At 73.1% G+C, this 7950-nt stretch carries 9 protein-coding genes; 5 read left to right on the top strand and 4 right to left on the bottom strand.

Annotation, left to right across the window (positions count from 1 at the left end; genetic code table 11):
• Positions 1–51: 51 nt before the first annotated feature.
• Positions 52–627, bottom strand: coding sequence for a hypothetical protein (locus ACOJUF_RS00290; protein WP_420119861.1), 576 nt, complete (start codon positions 625–627; stop codon positions 52–54).
• A 159-nt stretch (positions 628–786) separates the two neighbouring features.
• On the opposite strand from ACOJUF_RS00290, the gene ACOJUF_RS00285 reads away from it, so the two are divergent.
• Together ACOJUF_RS00285 and ACOJUF_RS00280 are read left to right on the top strand one after the other, a co-directional pair.
• The gene (locus tag ACOJUF_RS00285) at positions 787–1773 is read left to right on the top strand and encodes an LLM class F420-dependent oxidoreductase (RefSeq protein ID WP_420119863.1); all 987 of its coding nucleotides are present in this window, start codon (positions 787–789) and stop codon (positions 1771–1773) included.
• A 17-nt stretch (positions 1774–1790) separates the two neighbouring features.
• Positions 1791–2333 (top strand): hypothetical protein, encoded by a 543-nt coding sequence (locus ACOJUF_RS00280; RefSeq protein ID WP_420119860.1) that lies wholly within the window; start codon positions 1791–1793, stop codon positions 2331–2333.
• On the opposite strand, the gene ACOJUF_RS00275 is transcribed toward ACOJUF_RS00280, so the two are convergent.
• Both ACOJUF_RS00275 and ACOJUF_RS00270 read right to left on the bottom strand, forming a co-directional pair.
• On the bottom strand, positions 2317–2811 hold the full coding sequence (locus tag ACOJUF_RS00275) for a hypothetical protein (protein WP_420119859.1): 495 nt from the start codon (positions 2809–2811) through the stop codon (positions 2317–2319). The two genes, ACOJUF_RS00280 and ACOJUF_RS00275, sit on opposite strands and share 17 nt — an antisense overlap.
• Before the next feature lie 46 nt (positions 2812–2857).
• Positions 2858–3508, bottom strand: a complete 651-nt coding sequence (locus tag ACOJUF_RS00270) for a response regulator transcription factor (RefSeq protein ID WP_420119858.1) — start codon at positions 3506–3508, stop codon at positions 2858–2860.
• A 292-nt stretch (positions 3509–3800) separates the two neighbouring features.
• Between ACOJUF_RS00270 and ACOJUF_RS00265 the strand changes: the two genes are divergently transcribed.
• Positions 3801–4307, top strand: coding sequence for a DUF1269 domain-containing protein (locus tag ACOJUF_RS00265; protein ID WP_420119857.1), 507 nt, complete (start codon positions 3801–3803; stop codon positions 4305–4307).
• A 65-nt stretch (positions 4308–4372) separates the two neighbouring features.
• On the opposite strand, the gene ACOJUF_RS00260 is transcribed toward ACOJUF_RS00265, so the two are convergent.
• Positions 4373–5521, bottom strand: coding sequence for an XdhC family protein (locus tag ACOJUF_RS00260; RefSeq protein ID WP_420119856.1), 1149 nt, complete (start codon positions 5519–5521; stop codon positions 4373–4375).
• A 388-nt stretch (positions 5522–5909) separates the two neighbouring features.
• On the opposite strand from ACOJUF_RS00260, the gene moaA reads away from it, so the two are divergent.
• Together moaA and ACOJUF_RS00250 are read left to right on the top strand one after the other, a co-directional pair.
• Entirely contained in the window at positions 5910–6950 is a 1041-nt protein-coding gene (gene moaA, locus ACOJUF_RS00255; RefSeq protein WP_420119855.1) for a GTP 3',8-cyclase MoaA, read from the top strand.
• Positions 6951–6978: 28 nt separating this feature from the next.
• The gene (locus tag ACOJUF_RS00250; protein WP_420119862.1) at positions 6979–7263 is read left to right on the top strand and encodes a MoaD/ThiS family protein; all 285 of its coding nucleotides are present in this window, start codon (positions 6979–6981) and stop codon (positions 7261–7263) included.
• Positions 7264–7950: the final 687 nt, after the last annotated feature.

The raw sequence follows: 7950 nt of genomic DNA, 5'->3' as shown, positions 1-7950 counted from the left end.
GGGGCGGCGGGAGTTCGGCTTGATCTACGCGGGTCTTCGCCGATTCGAGCGCTAGCGCAGCCAGGCCTGGCCACCGGTCACGCGTGCCCACCACGGCGCGATCCCGAAGTAGCGTCCGGCCCCGAGAACCGCCAGCACGATCAGCACCAGCGCGTAGATCAAGTGATAGTCCATGAACGGGTTCGTCGAACCGGTCGGATCACCGGTGGACGCGAACTGCGCGAGCGGCCATTCGGCGGCCCACATCAGCAGCATCATCAGGGACCCGGCGACCGCCGAGACGTTCATGAACACACCCAACATGACGGCCAGGCCGACGCCCAGCAGTCCGAGCATGAACAGCGTGTCCGCCCACCAGGTGCCCGCGATCGAATTGAACGCGGACTGGAACGGGCCGACGTCGACATGGGACAGGAAGCCCTTGGTCGGTGACCCACCGTTGATCCAGGCCCGTTCGCCCGGGGTCGAGTAGCCGAGCCCGAAGAACTTGTCCAGGAACGCCCACAGGAACACGAATCCGATGGACAGCCGGAGCAGCGCGATGGCGATGGCGCCGCCGGACGTGATGGTGACGGTCGATGCTCCGGTTCCCAGGACCGGGGCGTGGCCGGTGGTGCTGGTGGCCATGGTGGTCATCTCCTTGAGGACTTCCGATCCCGACGCGGTATCGGACGTCTCATATGGTTGTCCGCCCGGCGCCGGCGCACCTGGGTCGAAGGTCCCGACCTGACGGGACGTCGGCATCCTCCTGCGGTCGCGGCCGGACTACCGTTGGCCGTCATGACGATGAGGTTCGGGGTCTTCATCCCGCAGGGCTGGCGGTTCGATCTGGTCGGCATCGACCCGGCGGAGCAGTGGGCGGTGATGTCACGGCTCGCCCGCCGCGCGGACGACGGCCCGTGGGAGTCGATCTGGGTCTACGACCATTTCCACACGACGCCGACGCCCTCCACCGAGGCGACCCACGAGGCGTGGACGTTGATGGCGGCGTTCGCCGCGAGCACGTCCAGGGTCCGGCTCGGCCAGATGTGCACCTGCATGTCGTACCGGAACCCGGCCTACCTGGCCAAGGTCGCCGCGACCACCGACATCGTCTCCGGCGGCCGGGTCGAGATGGGCATCGGCGGCGGCTGGTACGAGCACGAATGGCGCGCCTACGGCTACGGTTTCCCGCCCGCGCGGGAACGGCTGCGCGCCCTGGACGAGGGCGTCCAGATCATGCGGCAGGCCTGGCGGGACGGGGTCGCCACCCTCAACGGCCGGATCGACCAGGTGGACGGGGCGATCGTGCGCCCGCTGCCGCTGCAGGCGGGCGGCATCCCGCTGTGGATCGCAGGCGGCGGGGAGCAGGTCACGCTGCGGATCGCCGCGCAGTACGCCGACTACACCAACTTCGACGGCACCCCGGGCGGGTTCGCGCACAAGTCGCAGGTGCTGGCCGACCACTGCGGCCGGCTTGGCCGGGACTACGACGCGATCACCCGCTCGGCCAACTACAACGTGATCATCGGCCGGGACGAGAAGGAGGTCGCCGACAAGCTCGACCGGCTGGAGGAGATCTACACCCGCCTGATAGGGGCGGACAAGGCGGCCGGCCAGCTCGGCGGCTTCCGCGACCTGCCCGGCGTGGGCACGCCCGAGCAGATCGTTGAGAAACTCACCGAGCTCAAGGGTCTGGGCATGACGTACGCGATCACCTACTTCCCCGACCTGGCCTACGACACCTCGAGCCTGGAGCTGTTCGAAACGCAGGTGATCCCGGCCCTGGCCTGACGGTGAGGTGGGGGGACGTGTCGCCGCCGCTGGTCGCGTTCGACCCGGATTCGGTGTTGCGGCCGGGCCGGTTCGACCCGCTCGCGCTGATCGTGGTCGGAGTGGTCCGGGGTGCCGCGCCGGCGCTGTTCGTCGTCGGCCTCATCTACTTCCTGCTGACGGTGGGCAACCATTTCGAGTCGCTGCCCGACATCACGACGCCGGGCCAGGCTCTGCGGGCGCTGCTGTCCCCGTTCGCGATCGCCGCGGCCGGGGTGCTGCTGCGCTTCGGGGCCGGCGTCGTCGCGCTGCTGCTGGCCTACCCGTTGAGCCGGCACGCCACCGGCTCGGTCATCGGGCCGGACATCGTCAAGCGGCCCGTGCGGATCTGGCAGGACCGGCTGCATCTGATCCGCGCGTACCGCTCGATGCGCTGGACCTCGCCCGTGCGCACGCTGGCCCTGGAACGGCTCGGCCGGACCGGGTACGTGCTCTCCTGGACCGGCACCATCCTGACGATCGTGTTCTGGGTCGCACTGCCGGCGCTGCTGGCCACCCTGGTGATCACCGGCCGCCGGTGACGCCGCCGCCGGCCGCGTCCTCGACGGGACCGACTCGGCCCATCAGGATCTCGCCGACCCGTTCGATCGCCCCGGCCTCGGCCGCGTTGATCGGCTCGTCGGTGGACCGGTCGGGTCCGGCCCCGGCGACCCCGATGGCCACGTCCACCAGCCAGGTCCGGACCTGCTCGGCCTCGTCGGCGGGCATCCGGTCGAGCAGGGGGAGCACCCCGCGAAGCTCCCGTTCGCCGACCTCCCGCAACCGCGCCGACTGGTCGGCGCCGACGCTGGGCACTCCCGAGCGGCCGGCGATCAGCGTGCGCCTGGTGGCCGCGAGCAGATCCCGGGCCGGCCCGTCGGACGGCGCGGCCGCACCGCCGCGCATGGCCACCACCTGCCGCAACAGCCCCAGTGGCGATGCGTTGGTGGCCGCCCACACGCAGTAGGTCGCGCCCATGGCGGCCCGGGCGACCAGGGTGACGTCCTTACGCGCGGGCATCGGCCCATCGTCGCATCGGGCGGACCGGGGACCGGACCGGCCGGGCTCAGCCGACCAGCTCGTACCGCATGCCGAGCGCGACGGCATGGGCACGGTCGTTGGCGCCGAGCTTGCGGAACAGCCGCCGGGCGTGGGTCTTGACCGTGTCCTCGGACACGAACAGCTGCTTGGCGATCTCCAGGTTGGAGCAGCCGTCGGTCATGCCCCGCAGGATCTGCAGTTCGCGCTCGGTGACCGTGAGCGTGAGCGAGGCCCGCCCGGTCGGGGGCCGCCGCTGCACTCCGGTGGGCGGCCAGGCCGGCAGCCGGATCTTCTCGATCTCTGGCGCCACCGCGACCCGGTCCGGTTCCAGGATGACGAAGCCGCCGGCCCCGGCGGCCACGGCCCGACCCATGGCGGCACCGTCGACCCTCGTCCCGTAGGCCATCACGCGGGTCAGCGGGCACGCCCGCCGCAGCCGCTCGATCCCCGGCAGCGCGCACTCGCCGCGGGACCGGACCGCGACGAACGCGATGTCCTGCCGCTCCGCGCTGCACCGCTGCACGAGTTCGTCGATGTCGCCGGCGACCTCGACCGTCGCCGACGGGATCGACTGGCCGATGACCTGCGCGATCGCGCGCGGTGGTCCCGCCTCGTCCCACACCATCACCCTGGCCACCGCGTGCCAGACCGGACGTTCCTGTGCAACACCCGCCATGGGAGTCCCCTTACCCCTGAGGTGGACTAGCGGCCGCAGATCCGACGGACCTGAAACCTGTCGATCCAGCCGACTACAGAGAGTAGAACACGACTACGTTCAGCAACGGAAGACCCTGACGCCGTGATTACCCGTCTCGGACGACGGCGCACCGGAACCGCTGTGCTTAGATCGGTTTGCCGCCGGACGACTTCTCCGATTCCGGCGGTGCGACCTCGGCGCCGAGGTCGGACCGTGCGCACCACGACTCCTCGGCGTCCGCTCCGCCTTTCGACAGCCGCAGGAGGCAACCATGTCCGAGCTGATCGTCATCGGCTACGACAACCACGATCAGGCCACATCGGCCTACAACGAGGTGCTGGCGATGCAGGGCGACTTCGTCGTCGAGCTGCAGGGTCTGGCGATCGTCAACGTCGACGCCGAGGGCAAGAGCCACGTCGAGACGCCGCAGAAGATCGTCGGCATGAGCGCCGCCTCCGGCGCGCTCTGGGGCATGCTCATCGGCCTGCTGTTCTTCGTGCCGTTCTTCGGCCTGGCCCTGGGCGGCCTGATGGGCGCGCTGTTCGGCAAGCTCGGCAAGTCCGGCATCAACGACGAGTTCCGCTCGCAGGTCAACGCCCTGCTCGAGCCGGGCAACTCGGCGGTCGTGATCATGGCCTCGAAGATCACCGAGGACAAGTTCGCCGACCGGATCGGCCCCTTCGGCGGCAAGCTGCTCAAGACCTCGCTGTCCGAGGAGGACGAGAAGGAACTGGCCCACGACCTGGGCGACGCCGGCGTGCCGAACGCCACCGCCTGACTTTCTGCATCCGCCGGCGGGGCCTGCACCCGGGGCGTCCGCCCGGGCGTCGCGACGCCGGCCGATCAGCCGGCCGGGGCGGGCCGGGGATCGGCGACCGGGTGCGTGTGGTGGATGGCGCCGGAGGTGCGCGAGAGCGGGCGCCCGGCACCGTCCCACCGGCGGGCGACGATCTCGGCCGCGATCGAGATCGCCGTCTCCTCCGGGGTGCGGGCGCCCAGGTCGAGCCCGATCGGCGAGGCCAGCCGGGCCAGCTCGGCCACGGTGAGGCCGGCCGCCCGCAGCCGGGCCCGCCGGTCCGCGTGGGTCGCCCGGGACCCCATGGCGCCGACGTAGGCGACCGGCAGCCGCAGCGCGTCGGTCAGCACCGGCACGTCGAACTTCGGATCGTGGGTGAGCACGCAGATCACCGTCCGGCCGTCCAGGGCGCCGGCCTCGACCTGGGCGCGCAGGTAGCGGTGCGGCCAGTCGACGATCACCTCGTCGGCGTCGGGAAAGCGGCGGGCGGTGGCGAAGACCGGCCGGGCGTCGCACACGGTCACCCGGTAGCCCAGGAACGACCCCACCCGGGCCACCGCGGCCGCGAAGTCGATCGCCCCGAAGACCAGCATCCGCGGGGCCGGCGCGAACGAGGACACGAACACGGTGAGCCCCTCACCGCGCCGTTCGCCGTCCGGACCGTAGGTGAGCGAGGCCGTCCGGCCGCTGGCCAGCAGGCCGCGCGCGTCGTCGCCGACGGCGTCGTCCAGCCGGGCCGAGCCGAGCCCGCCGGCCGTGTCGGCGGTCCACACGACCAGGTGCCGGCCGACCTGCTCGGGCCGCCCGGCCGTCACGGTGGCCAGCGCGACCGGCTCGCCGGCCTGGATCGACGCGGCCAGCGACCCGAACTCGGGGAACGTGGTCGCCGACACCGGCTCGACGAACAGGTCGATGATGCCGCCGCAGGTCAGCCCGACCGTGAAGGCGTCGTCGTCGGACACCCCGTACCGCTGCGGGACGGGGACCCCGGAGGCGACCACCGACTGCGCGAGCTCGTACACCGCGCCCTCGACGCACCCGCCGGAGACGGAGCCGACGGCGGTCCCATCCGGCCCGACCAGCATCGCCGCGCCCGGCGGGCGCGGGGCCGACCGGAACGTACCGGTGACCGTGGCCAGCCCGACGGTCTCGCCCGCGGACCACCAGTGCAGCAGTTCGGCCAGCACCTCACGCACCGCAGTCCTCCTCGCGCCACCCCGTTCCACTATGACCCATTCGCCCGGGCCCTGGTCAGGGTCCCGCGGGCAATCAGGCTCCGGCGTCGCCGGATCGCCCTCGCCCGGTCCTCCTGCCTCCATGGCGGCCTCACGCGCTCGGCCGATGACGACCACGCTCGGCAATCAGGCTCCTACGTCGCCGGATCGCCCGCGCCCGGTCCTCCTGCCTCCATGGTGGCCTCACGCGCTCGGCCGATGACGACCACGCTCGGCAATCAGGCTCCTGCGTCGCCGGATCGCCCGCGCCCGGTCCTCATGCCTCCATGGTGGCCTCGCGCGCTCGGCCAACTACATTGGCGGGGTGACCCCCGTTGCCCTTGGTATCCCACGAGTGGGTGGCCCGGGCGTGTCCGCCACCCCGGATGCGGCGGGGCGGGGCGACTCCCCGCACCTGATCGACCGGCACGGCCGGCGGGCCCGCGACCTGCGGGTGTCGCTGACGGACCGGTGCAACCTGCGCTGCACCTACTGCATGCCCGCCGACGGCCTGGACTGGCAGCCGGCCGGCGAGCTGCTGACCGACGACGAACTGGTCCGGGTGATCACCGTCGCGGTGCAGCGTCTCGGCATCGAGGAGATCCGCTTCACCGGCGGGGAACCGTTGCTGCGCAAGGGGCTTGCCGGCATTCTCGCTCGGGTGGGCGCGCTGCGCCCGCGCCCGGAGCTGTCCCTGACCACCAACGGCATCGGGTTCGCCCGGCGCGCGGACGAGTTCGTGGCGGCCGGCCTCGACAGGATCAACATCTCGCTGGACTCGCTCGATGCGGACACGTTCGAGCGGATCACCCGCCGGCGGCGCCTGCCCGACGTGCTGGCCGCGCTCGAGGCGGCGGCCACCGCCGGGCTGACCCCGGTGAAGATCAACGTGGTGTTGCTCCGCGGGGTCAACGACCACGAGGCCCCCGACCTGCTCCGGTTCGCCCTCGACCACGGCTACCAGCTCCGCTTCATCGAGCAGATGCCGCTGGACGCCGGCCACATCTGGTCGCGCGAGCGGATGGTCACGGCCGACGAGATCCAGCAGCGGCTGTCCGCCCGCTTCGACCTCACCCCGGACCCGGGCGCCCGGCTGGGGGAGCCGGCCGAGCTGTTCCGGGTGGACGGCGGGCCGGCCACCGTCGGCATCATCGCCTCGGTGACCCGGCCGTTCTGCGGCGACTGCGACCGGACGCGGTTGACCGCCGACGGCCAGATCCGCACCTGCCTGTTCTCCCGGGCCGAGACGGACCTGCGCGCGATCCTGCGCGGCGGTGGGCCCGCCGACCGGATCGACGAGGACATCGCCCGGCTGTGGCGGGCCACCACCTGGGGCAAGCTGCCCGGCCACGGCATCGACGACCCGTCGTTCCTGCAACCCGACCGGCCGATGAGCGCGATCGGTGGCTGAGCACCGGTCGGCCACCCGGACCCGGACCATGGTCGTCACCGTGCGCTACTTCGCCGCGGCCCGGGCCGCGGCCGGCGTCACCGAGGAGACCGTCGCCCTGCCGGCCGCCGGCCCAGAGACCGGCACCGGCACAGGGACCGCCCGGCCGACCGTGGGTGCGGTCGTCGCGGCCGCCGCCGAGCGGCGACCCGGGCTGGCCCGGGTGCTGCCCCGGTGCTCGTTCCTGCTGGACGAGGTCGCCGTCCACGAGCCCGACACACCGGTCCGACCCGGCCAGGTGCTCGACGTGCTGCCGCCGTTCGCCGGCGGGTGACCGGCCGCCGGCGGTGACCGTCGGCCACTTCGGGACGGTCCGACCGGCGAAACTGCTGGTCTGAGGCCTTGCGTGACGCAGCGTCGCCGCGTGTCCGCTACCATCGCCCGCCGCGCCGGAGCTACCGTCGTGGTGAGCCGGGCGTCAAGGACCGCGGCGGCCATCGTCATCGACCAGGAGGTCCGATCGTGACCCAACCACCTCCCGGGGGCCCTGGGCCCTCGGGCGACGCCCCGGACGAACGTTCCTCGTCGGGGCAAGCCGGATCCGGCGGGCCCGACGCCACCGGACACGGCTCGACCGGCCCCATCCGGACCGGCGGGCCGTCGCTGTCCAAGGACCCGTCCGGCCCGCCGCCCGCCGGGGCGCAGCCCCCGCCCACCACCTTCCAGCCGGCCTACCAGCCGGGCCCGCCGACGGGGTACCAGCCGGGCCCGCCCCCCGGCTACCAGCCGCCGCCCGGCGCCCCGTCCGGACCGCCCCCCGGGTACCAGCAGGGCCCGCCCCCCGGGTACCAGCAGGGCCCGCCGCCCGGCGCCCCCTCCGGCCCGCCCCCCGGGTACCAGCAGGGCCCGCCCCCCGGGTCCCCGCCGGGCCCCCCCCCCGGGTACCAGGCCGGGCCCCCGCCGGGCTACCAGCAGGGCCCGCCGCCCGGCTACCAACCGCCGCCCGGCGCTCCGTCCGGAC

Origin of the sequence: Nakamurella sp., assembly GCF_048594475.1 — a bacterium.
Classification (GTDB): Bacteria; Actinomycetota; Actinomycetes; order Mycobacteriales; family Nakamurellaceae; genus Nakamurella.
Note: the sequence above shows the minus strand (reverse complement) of the source record. Positions and strands in the feature narration are given on the sequence as shown.

Bases quoted from the DNA above. Each gene is read 5' to 3' on its own strand.
- ACOJUF_RS00270 (WP_420119858.1), bottom strand. From the start codon at position 3,508: ATGGCGGGTGTTGCACAGGAACGTCCGGTCTGGCACGCGGTGGCCAGG.
- ACOJUF_RS00275 (WP_420119859.1), bottom strand. From the start codon at position 2,811: ATGCCCGCGCGTAAGGACGTCACCCTGGTCGCCCGGGCCGCCATGGGC.
- ACOJUF_RS00250 (WP_420119862.1), top strand. From the start codon at position 6,979: ATGGTCGTCACCGTGCGCTACTTCGCCGCGGCCCGGGCCGCGGCCGGC.
- ACOJUF_RS00265 (WP_420119857.1), top strand. From the start codon at position 3,801: ATGTCCGAGCTGATCGTCATCGGCTACGACAACCACGATCAGGCCACA.
- ACOJUF_RS00290 (WP_420119861.1), bottom strand. From the start codon at position 627: ATGGCCACCAGCACCACCGGCCACGCCCCGGTCCTGGGAACCGGAGCA.
- ACOJUF_RS00285 (WP_420119863.1), top strand. From the start codon at position 787: ATGAGGTTCGGGGTCTTCATCCCGCAGGGCTGGCGGTTCGATCTGGTC.